The 15,960-nt window shown below is 67.9% G+C and carries 17 protein-coding genes; 10 read left to right on the top strand and 7 right to left on the bottom strand.

Annotated elements, in window-relative coordinates:
* The first annotated feature begins 9 nt into the window (after positions 1-9).
* Positions 10-936 carry a 2-hydroxyacid dehydrogenase gene (locus BAU07_RS19810; RefSeq protein WP_066661371.1) on the top strand — a complete coding sequence of 309 codons (927 nt, stop codon included), beginning with the start codon at positions 10-12 and terminating at the stop codon, positions 934-936.
* Between the two features lie 41 nt (positions 937-977).
* On the opposite strand, the gene BAU07_RS19805 is transcribed toward BAU07_RS19810, so the two are convergent.
* From BAU07_RS19805 to BAU07_RS27715, 6 genes are read right to left on the bottom strand one after another with little or no spacing between them, the layout of a single operon-like run.
* Positions 978-2,210: an NAD(P)/FAD-dependent oxidoreductase gene (locus BAU07_RS19805; RefSeq protein WP_066665580.1), complete on the bottom strand. Its 1,233-nt coding sequence runs from the start codon at positions 2,208-2,210 to the stop codon at positions 978-980.
* Between the two features lie 47 nt (positions 2,211-2,257).
* Positions 2,258-2,713 carry a GNAT family N-acetyltransferase gene (locus tag BAU07_RS19800; RefSeq protein WP_066661369.1) on the bottom strand — a complete coding sequence of 152 codons (456 nt, stop codon included), beginning with the start codon at positions 2,711-2,713 and terminating at the stop codon, positions 2,258-2,260.
* 54 nt (positions 2,714-2,767) lie between these two features.
* Positions 2,768-3,646: an anti-sigma factor family protein gene (locus BAU07_RS19795; protein WP_232338171.1), complete on the bottom strand. Its 879-nt coding sequence runs from the start codon at positions 3,644-3,646 to the stop codon at positions 2,768-2,770.
* Positions 3,643-4,155: an RNA polymerase sigma factor gene (locus BAU07_RS19790; RefSeq protein ID WP_066665578.1), complete on the bottom strand. Its 513-nt coding sequence runs from the start codon at positions 4,153-4,155 to the stop codon at positions 3,643-3,645. Before BAU07_RS19790 ends, BAU07_RS19795 begins: the two co-directional genes overlap by 4 nt.
* A gap of 19 nt (positions 4,156-4,174) precedes the next feature.
* Positions 4,175-4,552, bottom strand: a complete 378-nt coding sequence (locus BAU07_RS19785) for a COG4315 family predicted lipoprotein (RefSeq protein ID WP_066661367.1) — start codon at positions 4,550-4,552, stop codon at positions 4,175-4,177.
* Positions 4,553-4,602: 50 nt separating this feature from the next.
* On the bottom strand, positions 4,603-5,295 hold the full coding sequence (locus BAU07_RS27715) for a GntR family transcriptional regulator (protein ID WP_066661365.1): 693 nt from the start codon (positions 5,293-5,295) through the stop codon (positions 4,603-4,605).
* A gap of 142 nt (positions 5,296-5,437) precedes the next feature.
* Between BAU07_RS27715 and BAU07_RS19775 the strand changes: the two genes are divergently transcribed.
* The 8 genes from BAU07_RS19775 (at position 5,438) to BAU07_RS19740 (ending at position 13,392) form a co-directional block, all read left to right on the top strand.
* On the top strand, positions 5,438-6,652 hold the full coding sequence (locus tag BAU07_RS19775) for an ABC transporter substrate-binding protein (RefSeq protein WP_066661362.1): 1,215 nt from the start codon (positions 5,438-5,440) through the stop codon (positions 6,650-6,652).
* A 9-nt stretch (positions 6,653-6,661) separates the two neighbouring features.
* Complete coding sequence (locus BAU07_RS19770; protein ID WP_066661359.1) at positions 6,662-7,534, top strand: branched-chain amino acid ABC transporter permease; 873 nt, start codon at positions 6,662-6,664, stop codon at positions 7,532-7,534.
* Complete coding sequence (locus BAU07_RS19765) at positions 7,534-8,424, top strand: branched-chain amino acid ABC transporter permease (protein ID WP_066661357.1); 891 nt, start codon at positions 7,534-7,536, stop codon at positions 8,422-8,424. Before BAU07_RS19770 ends, BAU07_RS19765 begins: the two co-directional genes overlap by 1 nt.
* On the top strand, positions 8,421-9,209 hold the full coding sequence (locus BAU07_RS19760) for an ABC transporter ATP-binding protein (RefSeq protein WP_066661352.1): 789 nt from the start codon (positions 8,421-8,423) through the stop codon (positions 9,207-9,209). Before BAU07_RS19765 ends, BAU07_RS19760 begins: the two co-directional genes overlap by 4 nt.
* A complete protein-coding gene (locus tag BAU07_RS19755; RefSeq protein WP_066661350.1) occupies positions 9,206-9,916 on the top strand; it encodes an ABC transporter ATP-binding protein in 711 nt (236 codons plus the stop codon). Before BAU07_RS19760 ends, BAU07_RS19755 begins: the two co-directional genes overlap by 4 nt.
* Before the next feature lie 12 nt (positions 9,917-9,928).
* Positions 9,929-11,188 carry an NAD(P)/FAD-dependent oxidoreductase gene (locus BAU07_RS19750; protein WP_066661348.1) on the top strand — a complete coding sequence of 420 codons (1,260 nt, stop codon included), beginning with the start codon at positions 9,929-9,931 and terminating at the stop codon, positions 11,186-11,188.
* Positions 11,182-12,414: a metal-dependent hydrolase family protein gene (locus BAU07_RS19745; RefSeq protein WP_066661345.1), complete on the top strand. Its 1,233-nt coding sequence runs from the start codon at positions 11,182-11,184 to the stop codon at positions 12,412-12,414. The genes BAU07_RS19750 and BAU07_RS19745 overlap by 7 nt, the downstream gene beginning before the upstream one ends.
* 81 nt (positions 12,415-12,495) lie before the next feature.
* Positions 12,496-13,392: a dihydrodipicolinate synthase family protein gene (locus BAU07_RS19740; RefSeq protein ID WP_066661342.1), complete on the top strand. Its 897-nt coding sequence runs from the start codon at positions 12,496-12,498 to the stop codon at positions 13,390-13,392.
* 49 nt (positions 13,393-13,441) lie between these two features.
* Here BAU07_RS19740 and BAU07_RS19735 read toward each other — a convergent pair whose 3' ends face one another.
* Positions 13,442-14,080: a hypothetical protein gene (locus tag BAU07_RS19735; protein ID WP_066661339.1), complete on the bottom strand. Its 639-nt coding sequence runs from the start codon at positions 14,078-14,080 to the stop codon at positions 13,442-13,444.
* 299 nt (positions 14,081-14,379) lie between these two features.
* Here BAU07_RS19735 and BAU07_RS19730 point away from each other — a divergent pair, with 299 nt between their 5' ends.
* A complete protein-coding gene (locus BAU07_RS19730) occupies positions 14,380-15,942 on the top strand; it encodes an MDR family MFS transporter (RefSeq protein ID WP_335617522.1) in 1,563 nt (520 codons plus the stop codon).
* The last annotated feature ends 18 nt before the right edge of the window (positions 15,943-15,960 follow it).

Below are 15,960 nucleotides of genomic sequence, written 5' to 3'. Positions count from 1 at the left end.
GAGCTGCTCATGGTCGGCCCCCTGTTGCCGGCGCTGGAACAGCGTATGCAACAGCGCTACCGCATCCATCGCTGGTGGGAGGCGCCAGACCCGGCGCGGTTCCTGTCCGAGCATGGCCGGCGGGTGCGCGGGATCGCGACCAGCGGCCGCTTCGGCGCGACGCGCGAGTTGATCGAAGCCTTGCCGGCCCTGGAGGTCATTGTCAGCTTCGGCGTGGGGTACGACCCTATCGATATGGACGCCGCGCGTGGCCGGGATGTCGTGGTCACCAACACGCCCGGCGTGCTGGATGACTGTGTCGCCGATACGGCGCTGGCCTTGATGCTCAGTGTTTCGCGTCGCATCTGCGAACTGGACCGTTTCGTGCGCGCCGGCCACTGGCGGCAGGCATCGCCAGGCCTGGGCCGCAAGCTGGGCGGCCGTTGCTGCGGGATTCTGGGCCTGGGCAATATCGGCCGGCAGATTGCGCGGCGCGCGGAAGCCTTTGGCATGGACATCGCATACCACAACCGCCAGCCGCGCCAGGATGTCCCGCCGCATTACCGCTATTGCGCCGACCTGGTTGCGCTGGCGCGGGAAAGCGACGTCATGGTGCTGGCCCTGCCTGGCGGTGCGCATACGCGGCATATCGTCGATGCCGATGTGCTGGAGGCGCTGGGGCCCGACGGCATCCTGGTCAACGTGGCGCGCGGCAGCGTGGTGGACGAAGCGGCGCTGGTGCAGGCCTTGTCGACGGGCCGCCTGGCCGGCGCCGGCCTGGACGTGTACGAGCATGAACCGGACGTTCCCCCTGCCTTGTGCGCGATGGACCACGTCGTCCTGCTGCCGCATGTGGGCAGCAGCACCGTCGAGACGCGCCAGGCCATGTCGGACCTGTTCATGGCCAACCTGGACGGCTGGTTCGAGCGCCGCCGGCCGTTGACGCCGGTCGCCTGAGCAGGCCGCCGGCATCGGCGTTCCGGCGCCGCGAGCGGCCCCTAGGCAGCCTGGCCCTGGCGCGCGTGGCCCAGCATGTCGTCGGCGATCCGCTGGGCGGTATTCACGGAGTCGGTCAGGCCCAGGTGGCCGTGGCCGGTGGCCAGCCACAGTCCGGGCTGGCCCGGCACGGCGCCGACGAAGGGGACGGAATCCGGCATGCAGGGGCGATGGCCCATCCAATGCACCGTGGGCGCGCTGTCCAATCCATCGAAGTTTGCGCGCGCAATGCGTTCCAACACCTGGCCGCGGCGCGCATCGGCGGGCCGGGACAGGCCGGCGATCTCCACTGTCCCGCCCACGCGCAGGCCTTCTTCCATCGGCGTCACGAACACCTTGCGGTCGGCCAGTACGACAGTGCGCGAAATCGTCGCCGATGCGCCCTGGAACTGTACGTGGTATCCGCGCTGGCTTTCCAGGTTCAGCCGGACGCCCAAGGGGCGCAGCAGGGCAGGCGACCATGCTCCCGTCGCCACCACCACGCGCCGGAAGGCATGTGCCGTGCCGCCCATGCGCAATTGCCAGGCGCCGTCCGCCATACGCGACGGCGCGGATGATTCCGCCCGCAGCACCCGGCCCCCGCGGGCCTGGAAGGCGGACACCATCGCCTGCACATAGCGGAAAGGGTTGAGGACGGTGGCGTGGTCGGCCAGGAACAAGCCGATGGTGTAGCGCGGCCCGATCGCCGGCTCCAGATCGAGGATGCCGGAGCGGTCCAGGCGCTCGAAGCGATAACCGTACTGCTCGCGCAGCCGCCATCCGCCGGCGTCCTTGGCCAGGGCCGCTTCATCCGGATACAGGTGCAGGTGGCCGCGTTGCACGAGCAGCTCGGGTACGCCGATTTCACTGGCCAGCGCCATGTGGGCGCGCACCGCGCCGGCATGCAGCGCCGCCAGCCGCGCTGCGGCGTCCTGCACGGCGTCCGGCCGCGATGCGGCCACGAAGCGGGCCAGCCAGGGCAGGGCGCGCGGCAGGTAGGCCAGCGGAAGCCGCAGCGGACTTTCCGGGTCCAGCAGCATGCCGGGCACCGACTTCAGGATGCCGGGCATTGCAAGCGGCGCCACCGATCCAGGGCTGATCGCCCCGGAATTGCCGTAGCTGCAGCCGCGCCCCGGTTCGTCGCGGTCGATCAGTGTGACGGGCACGCCGCGCCGTTGCAGCGTGTAGGCGATGCAGGCGCCCACGACGCCCGCGCCGATGACGGCGACGCGATACGCTTCAGGATTGTCGGGCATACGGCTGTCCGGCATGGGGCTGCCCGGCATACGGGACGTTGGGCGCTTCAGGATTGCTTGTTCTGGACGACATAGCGCAGGAAGCCGCTGTGCGGCGTGTACTTGTCGTACAGGCCGCGAGCGCGGTAGTTGTTTTCTTTCGTGTTCCAGTAGACGCGTGACCAATCGCGCGTCTTCATCTCCGCCATCAGCCAGTCGATCATCTGCTTGCCGGCGCCGCGGGCGCGCACCGTCGGGTCGACGTACAGATCCTGCAGGTAGCAGACGGGCGTCAGTGTCGACGTGTTCTCGTGCAGGATGTAGTTGGCGATGCCGATAACCTGCCCGCCATCGTCTTCCGCCACGATGGCGTACACGGGCGACTGCGGATCCACGATGCGCGACCAGGTATGACGGGTGACGGCTTCGTCGGGCTCGCGTTCGTAGAAACGGGTATAGCCGTCCCACAGGACGCGCCAGCGCGCTTCGTCCCGGGGTTCGATGGGGCGGATGGTCAGGGTCATGTTCGGCGGTGCCAGGGTTGGAACCCGCTTGGCACGGCCGGTGTGGTCCTTGCCTTATCGCGGGAAGAGCTGATCGTACACGTCGCCCGCCAGCGCCTGCAATTCACCGGCGGGCAGGTCGCCGTTCAAGGCATAGCCGTAGCCATCCTCGACCCAGTAGAACGCCTCGCCATGGGCATCGCGCACCGAGCGGAACGCCGTCTCGTGCGGTGCGACGCCGCGCGGGAAGACCGCGACGTACAGGGTGACCCGGCGGCCGCGTGCATCTTCGTACATGAATTGGGCGCGCGCCATGGCGTTGACCGGCGTGGCGCCGGCGGCCGTCAAGGTGGATGTCCCCGAGCCCGCTGCGGCAGGCCGGGCGGCGGCCTCCGTTGCCGCCGGTTCGCCGGGCAGCAGACGCCCGCCCAGCAGCCGGAAGCCGCGGTCCTGGAGCGCGGGCGCGGCCAGTGGCCGGCCCAGCCGGCGGCTGAGCCACTGCACCAGATGCGCCTGTTCCTGCGCCGTGACCTCGACCGGGTGGCGGACTTCCGGGCTGTAGACGGCGTAGGCCGCCGTGGCGTCGCGCACGAATTGCGGCGCGCTCGCGCCCGCCACCGTGGCGGGCGCCGCGGGCGGCTGCCACAGGCGCATGCCGCCCGCTCCCGCGGCGACCAACAGCACGGCGGCCGCTGCCTGCGCCCAGGGATTCCAGCGTCGGCGGCCATGGCGCAGCACGGTATGAGTCAGCACGGCCGGCGTGGCGCCCATGTCCGTGTCACGGTGCAGCCGTCGCAGGGCCGAACGTTGGGCGTGCCACTGCGCCACGCGCACCGCATCCCCGGGGTGCCGCTGCAGGTGCTGCAACACCGCGCCAGCGCGGGCCGCATCGAGTTGACCGTCGACGAAGGCGTGCAGGTCGGCATCCGGGACGGGGGCGTCGGTTTCCATCATCGCTTCACCAGTTGCAGGGGATGGGGCGGGGCCGTTTCCGCCGTACCGTCCATCGACAAACGAACCGCTTCGCGTGCGCGGTGCAAGCGCGACATCACGGTGCCGATCGGCACTTCCAGGATCTGCGCCGCCTCGGCATAGGTGTATTCCTCCACGCTGACCAGCAGCAGCACGGTGCGCAGCGTCGGAGACAGCCGCGCCAGCGCGCGTTCCAGGTCGAGCATGTCCGGGGCGTGCCGCATCGGCTCGTGGGTGCGCTCATTGCGCTCGTCCCACACATCGTGGCCGTCGTCGTGGCGCCAGTCGCGCACCCGGTTCAGGTAAAGATTGTGCATCAGGGTCATCAGCCAGGCGCGCAGCGCCGTCCCGGGCTTCCACAGCGACCATTTGGCGCAGGCCCGCTCCAGCGTGTCCTGCACCAGGTCGTCCGCGCTGGCCGCATCGCCCGCCAGCAGGCGGGCATAGCGGCGCAGCGCCGGAATATGGGCGAGGATCTGCTCCACGCCCATGGCCGATGTCATTGCCGCTTCAAGGCTTGGCGACGTGCCAGACGCCACCGACGCCGTCGCCGGTCTTGTCGCCGACGGCCTTGTCCTTCACCCAGTAGTACACGGGCTGGCCCTTGTACGCCCATTGCTTGCTGCCGTCGTCGCGCGTGATCACGCTCCATGCGCCCTCGGTCTTGGCGCTGGCCGATGCCGCCAGGGGCGGCCAGTTGGCGGCGCAACCGCCGTTGCAGGCGCTCTTGCCCGAGTTGGCCGCATCCTTGTCGAAGGTGTACAGCGTCATGCCGTTGTCGCCGACCAGAACACCATTGCTGGTTTTGCCGGGCGCCGCCGCGATGGCGGATGCGGCGACCAGCAGGGCGGCAGCGCCGAGGGCGGAAAGCGTGAATTTGCGAACCATAAGACCTCCGTGTAGTGGGTTGCCTGGAGTGAACACGGATCAGGCCTGATTTATTCCCTCGATGGCTGCGTCAGCCCGGCGACGACCTCCACAACCTGATCGAGGGCCACCCGGATGTGGGTGCGCAAGAGGCTCATCGCGCCTTGCGCATCGCCCCTTTCGGCGTGCTCGATCAAGGCCAGGTGCTCGGCATAGGCCTGCTGGCGCAGGGGGAGGTTGACGACCTGGAAGCGCAGGTAGCGGTCGCCGCGATCATGCAATTGGCGCAGCATCGTCATGGCCAGGTCACGGCGGGCCGGCGCGTACAGCGCCTCGTGCAGGCGCCAGTTGGCGCGGCCCCATGCCGCCGCGTCGGCGTGCAGCGTTTCTTCCAGCGCGGCGCGCGCCTCCGGCAGCGACGTCCTGCCGGTGGTCTTGATCGCCTCGCCGAACAGCCATGGCTCGACCTGCAGCCGCAGTTCGAAGGTCTCCACGACATCGCTGGAGGACACGCCGCACACGTAGGCGCCGCGATGCGCGTGCACGGCCACCAGGTTTTCCGCCTCCAGCCGGCGGATGGCCTCGCGCACGGGGATGCGGCTGACGCCCAGTTCTTCGGCCAGGGCTTCCTGGCGCAGGGCTTCGCCGGGACGCAACTGCCCCGAAAGTATCTGCTGGCGCAGCGCGTCCAGTACCAGGTCGACGGTGGTGCGGCGGATCAGTTTGCGGTCGCTGGACGGCGGCGGGGGCGCGGATGCGGTCATGGATGTCCCTCGTAATCCCTAGTCCCTGTTGTCTTGACCCCGGGATGAGCGCAGTTTAGCATCCGCTTCGTATCCTGGATATTGGATCCAATCATGGCGGCATCCGAGTGGATGCGCCACCCGAGCCTGGAGAGATCCCGCTATGAATCGACGCCATTTCGTTGCCGCATCCGTAGTCGCCGCCCTGGCGGGCGGCCTCAGCTTCCCCGCCGCCGCGCAGACCCCGGACTTCGTCGTTGGCGCGCTGAGCCCTGTTACCGGGTCCGGCGCCCCCTACGGCCCCGGCATGGTCAAGGCCATCCAGTTGGCAGCCGAGGAGATCAATGCGGCGGGTGGCGCGCAAGGGGCCCGGTTCAAGGTCGTGGTGGAGGACAGCCAGACCGCGCCGCAGGCGGCCGTGCAGGGCGCCAAGAAAATGATCGAGGTCGATAAGGTGCGGGCCATCCTGGGTTGCTGGAGTTCCGGCGAGTCGCTGGCCGTTATTCCGCTCACCAACGAAGCCAATATTCCCCTGATGCATGGTTCGGGCGCGCCCGCGCTGAGCGGTCCGCCGGTGAACGCCAAGAAGCTGGGCTTCCGCTTCCAGGCCACCAACGGCCGCTTCGGGCAGGCCTTCGCCAAGGTCGCCGAGCGTCAGGGCTACAAAAACCCCGCGACCATGGCCTTCAACAACGCCTCCGGCGTCGGCAATACCGAGGGCTTCGCCCAGGCCTGGAAGGCGGCGGGCGGCAAGGTGGCGGCCAGCGTCGTGTACGAACCCAACCGCCCGTCCTACCGTTCCGAACTGCAATCGGTGCTGCGCGCCAAGCCGGACGTGATCGTGACGGGTTCCTATCTGGCCGATACCACGATCATCCTGCGCGAGTGGTACCAGACCGGTATCGATACCCACTGGATCATCCCGGGCTGGGCGGCCAACACCGACCTCATCAAGGCATTGGGTCCCAAGGTGACGGAAGGCATTATTTCCGTGGAGTCGGTCAGCAACGAAGGCGCACCGAACTATGTCCATGTGCGTGATGCGCTGGGCAAGCAGGGCGTCGACGTGGGAGGCAACGTGTACGCGCCCATGGCCTACGACCAGGCCATCATCCTGGCGCTGGCGGTGCAGGCGCTGGGACCCAAGGCCAGCGGCCCTGAACTCGCCGCCAAGGTCCACGAGCTGGGCAACCCGGGCGGCGAAGTCGTCTACAACTTCGCCGACGGCAAGAAGCTGCTGGAAGCGGGCAAGCGGGTGACGTATGTCGGCGCCTCCAGCGCCCTGCACTTCGACCAGTTCAACGACGTCACGCCGGACTTCTCCGCCTCCTTCGTGGAAAACGGCAAGCTCGTCCGTAAATACGTGGTCAAGCTGTAGGGCGGTCGCGTGGGCTACGCCGACTACATCAACCTGGCCATCAACGGGCTGGTGGAAGGGCTCATCATCGCCCTGCCAGCCTTGGCCTTGACGCTCGTCTACGGGCTGGCGCGCTTCCCCAACGCGGCCACCGGGGACATCGTGGCGGTGGGCGGGTATGCCGGCCTGGCGGTGCATCAAGTGACCGGGTCGCTGGTGGCGGCCGGACTGGCCGGCGCGGCCGGCGGTGCGCTGGCCTCGGTGCTGGCTTTCGTGCTGGCCTTCCGGCCGGTCATCCGGCGTTCCGTCATCACCCTGCTGCTGACCTCGATCGGTGTGGGTTTCGTGATCCGCGCCGTGCTGGGCGTGGCCTTCGGCCACGATCCGCGCGCCTTCGATATGCCGCTGGATCGCGCCTGGCGCTTCGGCGACATCTCGCTCGCGCCGGCCGACCTTAACCTGGCCGGCCTGACGCTGGCCACGCTGCTGCTGGTGTTCATCATGCTGTACGCGACGCCGCTGGGCCGCTCGCTGCGCGCCATCGCGGACGATCCGGACCTGGCCCGGGTCAGCGGCATCCGGCGCGAGCGCTGCATGTTCGCGATGTGGTCCATCGCCGGCATGGTCTGCGGCATTGCCGGGACCGTCGTCGGCATGCGCACCGTGGTCTATCCCGACGCGGGCTGGAATATGCTGCTGCCGGCCTTCGCCGCGGCGGTGGTGGGTGGCCTGGGCAATCCCGTGGGGGCGGTGCTCGGCGCGCTGCTGCTGGGCGTGCTGCAGGAACTCTCCACACCCTTCGTGGGCTTTGTCTACAAGATCGCGCTGGGCTACGTGTTCATGATGATCGTCCTGCTGCTGCGTCCGCAGGGATTGTTCAACCGGCCGCAAGGGGTGCGCTGATGGTCACCTATCTACTGTCCATCCTCGTCATCATGGGCATCTATATGCTCCTGGCGCTGGCGCTGGATCTTCAATACGGTTTCACTGGCCTGATCAACTTCGGCCTGGCGGGCTTCTTCGGCGTGGGCGCGTATGCGTCGGCCCTGCTGACGATGAAGCTGGGATGGTCGCCGCTGCTGTCCTTTCCCGCGGCGATGCTGCTGGCGGCCGCGCTGGCGTGGCCGCTGGGGCGCGTGGCGCTGCGCCTGCGCGACGACTACCTGGCCATCGTCACCCTGGGTTTTTCGGAGATCGTGCGCCTGGTCCTGGTCCAGGAGCAATGGCTGACCAACGGTGTGCAGGGCATTCCGGGCGTGCCCCGCCTGGGAGCGGGCTGGGGTGACACGAACTTCAGCAACAACCTGCTGCTGGTGCTGCTGGCGGTATCCATCGCCGTCGTGATCGCGATCCTGCGTCGCGTGACGCACAGTCCATACGGCCGCACCATACAGGCGATCCGCGACGACGAGACGGCCGTCCGCGTGCTGGGCAAGGAGCCGGCGCGCTTCAAGACCCAGGTGCTGATGCTGGGCGCCGCCATCGCGGGCCTGGCCGGCGCGTATTTCGCGCACTACATGACGTATATCGTGCCGGACCAGTTCGTGCCGCTGATCACCTTCTATGTATGGATGGCCATCATCATGGGCGGCGTGGCGCGCCTGTCGGGCAGCGTGGCGGGCGCCGTACTGCTGGTGGTTTTCCTGGAAGGCGTGCGTTTCACGCGCGGCTATATCCCCGGTGTGTCGGACGCCGACATGGGCAGCGTGCAGCTCGGCGTCGTCGGCCTGGTCCTGATCCTGTTCATGCGCTGGCGGCCGCAAGGCCTGTTCGGCGCGAGGGGCGCGCGATGAGCCGGTTAGCAAGCTCCGGCGTATCGCTGTCGTACGGCGATTTCCAGGTCCTGGATGGCGTATCGCTGTCGATGAGTTTGGATGGGCTGCACGGCATGATCGGCCCCAACGGCGCTGGCAAAAGCACCTTCTTCGCGGTGCTGAGCGGTTTCCTGCAGCCCTCGGTCGGAGAGGTCCGCTTCGGCGACACGGTGTTCCAGGGTGTGGGCCCGGCCGCGCGGGCGCGCATGGGACTGGGCCGCACGTTCCAGATTCCGCGCGAGTTCGCGCACCTGACCGTGCGGCAGAACCTGATGGTCGGGCCGCGCGAGCAGCCGGGCGAGTCGCTGTTGCCGCTGTTCTTCGCGCCGGGACGGGTGCGGCGCGCCGAGGCGCGGATCGCGGACCAGGCGCAGGGCATCCTGGAGTTCCTGAAGCTGGGCGCGGTGGCCGACAAACCGGCGGGCGGCCTGTCCGGCGGCCAGAAAAAACTGCTGGAGCTGGGCCGCGCGTTGATGTCCGACCCGAAATTCATATTGCTGGACGAGCCGTACGCCGGGGTAAATCCCGTCCTGATCGAGGAAATCTCGCAACGTATCCGCGAGATCAATGCCGAGCGCCGGATCGGCTTTCTCATCATCGAGCACAACCTGATGGCATTGAACAGGCTCGTCGGCGACCTGTACGTGCTGGATGGCGGACGCCTGATCGCCCACGGGGATCCGCAGGCGGTATTGGCCGATGCGCGTGTGCGCGAAGCCTATATGGGCGCACTGGCGTCGCCGGGCAAGGAGGCGTTGGCATGAGCGACCCGGTATTGCGTTTGTCGGATGTGCGCGGTGGCTATGGCGACGTGGATATCCTCAAGGGTATTTCGCTGCGCGTGGAGCAGGGCGAGATCGTCACCATCGCCGGCACCAACGGTGCGGGCAAGTCCACGATCATCAAGGCCGTGATGGGCCTGCTGCCACGATCGGCCGGCGCCATCGTGCTGCGCGGCCGGGACGTCGCGCCACTGAGCGTCGAAGCGCGGCTCGACCAGGGCATCGGCTATGTGCCGCAGGTCGCCAATGTGTTCTCTTCGCTGAGCGTGCACGAGAACCTGCTGGTCGTGCAGGGCGTCCGGCGGCCGCGCGAGCGGGCCGATGCCATGTACGCGATGTTCCCGGCGCTGGTCCGGCATCGGCGCCGGGCCGCGGGCACGCTGTCCGGCGGGGAGCGGCAGCAACTGGCCTTCGCGCGGGCGCTGATGCGCGAGCCCGATATGCTGCTGCTCGACGAGCCGACGGCCGCCTTGTCGCCAGCCCGCGTGGACGAAATCTTTGCCTACGTCCAGGGCCTGCCGGCCTCGGGCACCACCGTGCTTATGGTGGAGCAGCGTGCCCGGCAATCCCTGGCGGTCAGCCAGCGCGGCTACATCATCGACCAGGGCGTGGTGGCGATGGAAGGGGCGGCGGCGGATCTGCTGAACGATGCCCGCGCGGCGGATCTTTTCCTTGGCAAACACGAATAGGACAGACGTGGCATGACGGAACTTGTGGTGGTGGGCGCCGGCGTGATTGGCCTGGCGTGCGCCCGACGCGCGCAGCAGCTGGGCTGGCAGGTCACCTTGCTGGACCGGGATTTCGAAGGCGACCGCGCTTCACATGGCAACGCCGGGGGGATCGCGGTCAGCGAATCCACGCCCATTGCCTTGTCCGCATTCAGCCTGAAGGCCGTGCGCTGGCTGCTCGATCCGCTGGGGCCGCTCGCCATCCGCCTGCGCCATGCACCGCGTTTGCTGCCCTGGCTGCGGGCCTTCCAACAGGTGGGCGAACCCGGGAATTTCCGCCGAATCTCGCGCGCGCTGGCGGCGCTGAACGACCGCGTGTACGCCGATCTGCTGCCCATGCTGAACGACCTGGGCTTGTCGGGGCAACTGCATCGGCGCGGCGCCCTGGCCGTCTACGAAACCGATGCCGCCTTTGCCGCGGACGCCGCCGAGTGGGCCTGGAAGCGCGAGCTGGGCGTGCGCTGGAGCCCGGTTTCCGCGGACACGCTGCGCGCGCTGGAGCCCGCGCTGGCGCCGGTGTTCCGCCACGGCGTCATGCTGGAAGACTGGGCGCACGTGGACGATCCCCTGAACATCGTGCGCGCGCTGCGCGAACGTGTGCGCGGGGACGGCGGCCGGCTGGTCAGCGCGGACGCCGTGCGCGTGTCGCTGGACGACGCGCGGAAGCCGGCGGTCGTCGACCGCGACGGCCGGCGCCACGCGGGCGACCGGGTCGTCGTCGCGGCTGGCGCATGGTCGGGCGCGCTGGCGCGTACGCTGGGCGACCCCGTACTGCTCGAGAGCGAGCGCGGCTACAACACCACGCTGCCGGCCGCGGGCGGCATGCTGTCGCGCGAGGTCATCTTCGCCGAACGTAAATTCGTGGCGACGCCGCTGGCGGTCGGCATGCGCATAGGCGGCGCCGCGGAATTCGCCGGGCTGGACGCCCCGCCCAACTACCGGCGCAGCGACGCGCTGCTCGCGTTGGCGCGCCGCTACTTGCCCGGCATGGACGAGCGTGGCGCCCGGCGCTGGATGGGCAACCGTCCGGCCACGCCGGACTCCCTGCCCGTGCTGGGGCCGTCCAATGCGTCGGGGCAGGTGCTGTACGCCTTCGGCCACGGACACCTGGGCCTGACCCAGGCGGCCACCACGGCCGCCATCGTGGGCAGCCTGCTGGCCGGCGGGGATCCCGGCATCGATCTCCGTCCATATTCGATTTCCCGCTTCAACAAGGGCAACCCGCTATGCTGATTCTGAAGAATGCGCGCCTCCTGGACGCGTACCACAAGGACGACGACGGTTCGTATGACGTCGTGGTGGAAGGCGACCGTATCCGCGAAGTTTCGCCGCGCCCCGTTACGGCACGCGCGGAAGACCAGGTCATCGACGTCGCCGGCCGCACGCTGATGCCCGGCATGGTGGATTGCCACGTGCATGTCATCGCCTCCATGGCCAACCTGGGCACCAATGCCCGCATGCCTGCCGCATTCGCGACCTTGCGCGCCGTGCCCATCCTGTCCGCGATGCTGCGGCGCGGCTTCACGACGGTGCGTGATGCCGGCGGCGCCGACTATGCGCTGCGCCGCGCCGTGGAAGACGGCCTGATCGACGGGCCGCGACTGTTCATCGCCGGCAAGGCGCTGTCGCAAACCGGCGGCCATGGCGATTTCCGTGAGCGTTTCGACGCCAGCGATCCCGATCCCTGCCCATGCCACCGCAATCTAGGGGCTATCGCGCGGGTCGTGGACGGCGTCGACGCGGTACGCAAGGCGGTGCGCGAAGAGATGCGCGCGGGCGCTACGCATATCAAGGTCATGGCGTCCGGTGGCGTGGCTTCGCCCACGGATCCGATCGGCAACCTGCAGTATTCCAGGGACGAGATTCTCGCCATCGTCGAGGAGGCCGCCTCGCACCAGACCTACGTGATGGCCCATGCGTACACGGGCAAGGCGATCGCGCGCGCGGTGGAGTTGGGCGTGCGCACCATCGAACACGGCAACCTGGTGGACGACGTGGCCGCCGCGGCCATGGCCAGGCATGGCGCCTACGCGGTTCCCACGCTGGTGACCTACGAGGCCCTGCACAAGGTCGGCGCGCAGTACGGAGTGCCCCCGGATGCCGTGGCCAAGATCGACGACGTGCGCTTGCAGGGGCTGCAGTCGCTGGAAATATTCAAGCGGCATGGCGTGCGCATGGGGCTCGGTTCGGACCTGCTGGGCGAAATGCATACATTCCAGAGCGACGAGCTGCGCCTGCGCGCGCAGGTATTGGACAACTTCGAAGTGATCTGCCAGGCGACCCAGGTCGGGGCCGAGATCGTCGGGCAAAAAGACAAGCTGGGCGTCGTCGCCGCGGGGGCCTACGCCGATCTGCTGATCGTCGACGGCGATCCCGTTGCCGACATCACGCTGCTGTGCGGACAGGGCGAGCACCTGTCCATGGTGATGAAGGGCGGCAAGCCGGTGCATCTGCGCTGAGGACACGTTGCCGTCGGCCAGGCGCCGCAAGGCGCCCCGGCCGACGGATTTTCTTCCATTCATTCTTATTGGACCAACATCATGAAAGTAAATTGGGCAGGTGTGTTTCCCGCCGTCACGACGAAAATGAAGGCGGATCAATCGCTGGACCACGACGCCATCGCCAGTGGCCTGGAGCGGCTGCTTGCCAACGGCGTGGGCGGCGTGGTGATGATGGGCATGGTGGGCGAGAATGCGTCGCTGGCGCCCGAGGAAAAGCTGACGGTGCTGCGCATCGCCAAGGAGACGATCAAGGGCCGCGTGCCCATCGTGTCAGGCCTGGCCGAGACGACCACTGGCGGCGCGGGACGCTATGCCCGGGAAGCCGAGCGCATCGGCGTGGACGGCCTGATGGTGTTCCCGGCGCTGACGTACAAGTCGGATGCCGCCGAGACCATGTCCTTCTACCGTGGCGTCGCGCGCGCCAGCGGACTGCCCATCATGATCTACAACAATCCGCGCGGCTATGGCGTGGACATGACACCCCAGCTGCTGGAAGAGCTGGCCGACGAACCCACGCTGGCCTGCATCAAGGAAGAGACCTACGACACCACCCGCGTCACGGACATCTACGCGCGCCTGGGCGATCGCTATACCGTGTTCTGCGGCGTCGACGATCTGATCGTGGAAAGCGTGGCGCTGGGCGTGAAGGGCTGGGTATCGGGCATGGCCAACGCCGTGCCCAAGGAGTCGGTGCAATTGCTGGACCTGGCCGTCAAGGGCGACTACGCGGGGGCCCGCGTGCTGTATCGCAAGCTGATCAAGCTGTTCCACCTGGATACGCACGTCAAGCTGGTGCAGTACATCAAGCTGGCGGAGCACGTTACCGCGGGCTATGCGGAAACGGTGCGCGAGCCACGCCTGCCCTTGAGCGGGGCCGAGCGCGAGGCGACGCTGGCGATCATCCATGAGACGCTGGCGGCGCTGAAGTCGGCGTAAGCTTCCATGCCAGGGCAGGCCGGGCAGGGCAGCGCCCTGCCCGGGCGGGTTATATCCGTGCGGCCCCTTCCGGCAGGTTCCCGGATCGGCCGACACCGACGCGGGGGTCTGGCCCGAATTCGCCTTCAATCGATCGCTTGAAGTTTTTCGCGAATTCGTCGATGAGGACGGCGCCCACCACCTGATTGAAGAACGAGACCGGCGTACTTATCAAGTGACACAAGCCTTCCAGCCATTGGATGGCGGCTTGCCGCTCCTCCGGACCCGCCATGTCGGCGCGCGCGACGTTTCGTTCCAGCCCACCCTTGAAGGCTTCGCTGTAGAAATACTGCGCCTGCTCGGTCGACAGCTTGCCCGGCTCGCCGCGATGCAGGATGTGGTTCATGAAGCAGTCCAGCTGCGCGGCACACGTCTGCGACGAATGGCTGCCCGCCTGGGTCAACAGGAATTTGATCTTGTCCGCGAGCGCGCCCAGCTGGCCTTGTATGTCGCGTTCCAGTGTCCTATGAGCCATGCCCCGTGCCGTCATGGCGTATACGGGCGCCTTGCCTGGCAGATGCTCGTAGTAGCCGGCGACCGTCTGTGCAAGGCTGTCCGTGGTCGCTTCGACGCCCCGGTCCGCCGAGGAGGCGGTGGCGGGCGCGCCGGCAATGTCGGCCGGGGGGATCGGGCTGGAGCCTATCTGCATATGTCATCCTTGAAAGCGATTGATGAGAATGCATCGTCGCGTTGGCGTACGTGCGGGCAGTACGTGAGGAAAGGCCCGTCCGGGTTCCCCTTCCGATTCGCCGGGCGGCGTTCGACTGGCTTGTTCAACGCGCTTGCTCACCTGCTATCGACCTCGCTGGGTGACGTGGCTACTTGACCGGCAAGTCCGAATGGCAAATCCGGAGCGGTCCAGCCAGATATATATTAATATTTATATCTTATATAAGACCCGCGCCGCTTCCGCCGGCCGCCATCCTCTCCGTCGTCCCCCGCAGCATCATGTCCACGCCCACCGGCACACTCGCTTCACCTCCCGTTCCTTCCTCTTCCGCCGCAAGCCTGACCCACCGCGAGATCATGCGCGTGATCGGCGGCATCGTCCTGTGCATCCTGCTGGCTGCGCTGGACCAGACCGTGGTGATCCCCGCGGTCCCGGCCATCGCTTCCGACCTGAACGGCTTCGGGCATTTGTCGTGGATCGTGGCGGCCTACCTGATCGCCGCCACCGTCACGACTCCCATCTACGGCAAGCTCTCGGATATTTACGGCCGGCGGCAACTGCTGACGATTGCGATCGGCGTTTTCGTTGTCACCTCGGCGCTCTGTGCCATGGCGCAGACCCTGAACCAGTTGATCCTGTTCCGCACGCTGCAAGGCCTCGGCGGCGGCGGCTTGATGGCGCTGGCGCAGGCCGCCATCGCCGATGTGGTGGCGCCGCGCCAGCGCGGCCGCTACCAGGGCTACCTGGCCGCCGTGTGGGGCGTAGCTTCCATCGCAGGCCCCTTGGTGGGCGGCTATGTGTCCGAACACCTGTCGTGGCGTTGGCTGTTCTGGATGAATCTGCCCCTGGGCCTGCTCGCCATGTATTCGTGCAACCGCGGGCTGCGCATGCTGACCCCCAAGGGCGGCAAGGTGCGACTGGATATCCTGGGCTCCCTGCTGCTGGCGCTGACCATCGTGTCCTGCCTGCTGGCGCTGGGCTGGGGCGGCGTCGACTACGCCTGGATCTCGCCGCAGATCCTGGCGCTGCTGGCCCTGAGCGTGACGGCCCTGGCGGTGCTGGTGTGGCAGGAACGCCGTGCGGCGGATCCGCTGCTTCCGCCGCGCATGTTCCGCAATCCCACTTTTGTCTGCGGCATTGCCGCATCCTCGCTGGGCGCGCTGGGGATCTTTCTTTGCATTTTTGCCTTGCCGCTGTATTTCCAGCTGGTACGCGGCACCAGCGCCGCGGAGTCGGGACTGTTCGTCACGCCCTTCCTGCTGTCCAACGTGCTGGGCAATGTCCTCAGCAGCAACCTGGCGCGTCGTACCGGACGCATGCGCGGCATCCTGTCGGCCGGTTTCATAGGAGGCGCGACCGGCTTGTGCCTGCTGGCCTTCATGGGCGCCGGCGCGCCGCTGGCCGTGGTGCTGGCGGCCACCCTGCTGACGGGCGTCGGCCTCGGATCCTGCATGGTGGGCACCATCATGGTGGTACAGAACGCGCTGGAGCCGCGCGACATCGGGGCCGGCACCGGTTCAGTGCTGGTGCTGCGATCCATGGGCAGCGCTTTCGGCAGCGCCGTGGCGGGTAGCCTGTTGGCCCTGGGATTCGCGTCCTCGTTGACGGCGGCCAGCATTACGCAGCAGATGGACCTGGGAGCGCTGCGCCATGGCAGCGACGTGCTGACGCAGTTGCCGCCCGCGGTGAAGCTGGTCCTGATGGAAGGCGTCGCGTCCACCTTCCGCAACATCTTCGCCTTCGGCGCGGTCGTGGCCGTCGTCTCGCTGCTCGTCGTGCGGCGCATGCCGGACCTCGAGCTGCGCAGCGGCGCGGCCAGCCATACGCCGATCGGCGATTGAGCCTGCCGCGCCCCGGCA

Origin of the sequence: Bordetella flabilis, assembly GCF_001676725.1 — a bacterium.
Taxonomy (GTDB): domain Bacteria; phylum Pseudomonadota; class Gammaproteobacteria; order Burkholderiales; family Burkholderiaceae_B; genus Bordetella_C; species Bordetella_C flabilis.
Note: the sequence above shows the minus strand (reverse complement) of the source record. Positions and strands in the feature narration are given on the sequence as shown.

Bases quoted from the DNA above. Each gene is read 5' to 3' on its own strand.
- BAU07_RS19730 (WP_335617522.1), top strand. From the start codon at position 14,380: ATGTCCACGCCCACCGGCACACTCGCTTCACCTCCCGTTCCTTCCTCT.
- BAU07_RS19790 (WP_066665578.1), bottom strand. From the start codon at position 4,155: ATGGGCGTGGAGCAGATCCTCGCCCATATTCCGGCGCTGCGCCGCTAT.
- BAU07_RS19775 (WP_066661362.1), top strand. From the start codon at position 5,438: ATGAATCGACGCCATTTCGTTGCCGCATCCGTAGTCGCCGCCCTGGCG.
- BAU07_RS19760 (WP_066661352.1), top strand. From the start codon at position 8,421: ATGAGCCGGTTAGCAAGCTCCGGCGTATCGCTGTCGTACGGCGATTTC.
- BAU07_RS27715 (WP_066661365.1), bottom strand. From the start codon at position 5,295: ATGACCGCATCCGCGCCCCCGCCGCCGTCCAGCGACCGCAAACTGATC.
- BAU07_RS19785 (WP_066661367.1), bottom strand. From the start codon at position 4,552: ATGGTTCGCAAATTCACGCTTTCCGCCCTCGGCGCTGCCGCCCTGCTG.
- BAU07_RS19755 (WP_066661350.1), top strand. From the start codon at position 9,206: ATGAGCGACCCGGTATTGCGTTTGTCGGATGTGCGCGGTGGCTATGGC.
- BAU07_RS19805 (WP_066665580.1), bottom strand. From the start codon at position 2,210: ATGCCCGACAATCCTGAAGCGTATCGCGTCGCCGTCATCGGCGCGGGC.
- BAU07_RS19740 (WP_066661342.1), top strand. From the start codon at position 12,496: ATGAAAGTAAATTGGGCAGGTGTGTTTCCCGCCGTCACGACGAAAATG.
- BAU07_RS19810 (WP_066661371.1), top strand. From the start codon at position 10: ATGGTCGGCCCCCTGTTGCCGGCGCTGGAACAGCGTATGCAACAGCGC.
- BAU07_RS19750 (WP_066661348.1), top strand. From the start codon at position 9,929: ATGACGGAACTTGTGGTGGTGGGCGCCGGCGTGATTGGCCTGGCGTGC.
- BAU07_RS19735 (WP_066661339.1), bottom strand. From the start codon at position 14,080: ATGCAGATAGGCTCCAGCCCGATCCCCCCGGCCGACATTGCCGGCGCG.
- BAU07_RS19745 (WP_066661345.1), top strand. From the start codon at position 11,182: ATGCTGATTCTGAAGAATGCGCGCCTCCTGGACGCGTACCACAAGGAC.
- BAU07_RS19795 (WP_232338171.1), bottom strand. From the start codon at position 3,646: ATGATGGAAACCGACGCCCCCGTCCCGGATGCCGACCTGCACGCCTTC.
- BAU07_RS19800 (WP_066661369.1), bottom strand. From the start codon at position 2,713: ATGACCCTGACCATCCGCCCCATCGAACCCCGGGACGAAGCGCGCTGG.
- BAU07_RS19765 (WP_066661357.1), top strand. From the start codon at position 7,534: ATGGTCACCTATCTACTGTCCATCCTCGTCATCATGGGCATCTATATG.